This is a genomic window from Nocardiopsis lambiniae, from assembly GCF_031845465.1.
In the GTDB taxonomy this organism is placed as follows: domain Bacteria; phylum Actinomycetota; class Actinomycetes; order Streptosporangiales; family Streptosporangiaceae; genus Nocardiopsis; species Nocardiopsis lambiniae.
Genome location: NZ_JAVREP010000060.1, coordinates 1 through 255, shown reverse-complemented (window position 1 = coordinate 255; position 255 = coordinate 1). Strand labels below are relative to the sequence as shown.

Sequence of the window (255 nt, the reverse complement as noted above, 5' to 3'; positions counted from 1 at the left end):
TATAGCTTGACATTGGTGTTTGGGATGGTTTGTGTAGGATAGGTGGGAGCCGGTGAAGTCGTCACGCCAGTGGCGGTGGAGGCGTTGGTGAAATACCACTCTGACTGTTTCGGGCATCTAACCTTGGACCGTGATCCGGTTCGGGGACAGTGTCTGGTGGGTAGTTTAACTGGGGCGGTTGCCTCCCAAAAGGTAACGGAGGCGCCCAAAGGTTCCCTCAGCCTGGTTGGTAATCAGGTGTCGAGTGTAAGTGCA

1 rRNA gene is annotated in these 255 nt (G+C 54.9%); it reads left to right on the top strand.

Annotation, left to right across the window (positions count from 1 at the left end):
* Positions 1 to 255, top strand: a 23S ribosomal RNA gene (locus tag RM479_RS27725); the annotation flags it as partial.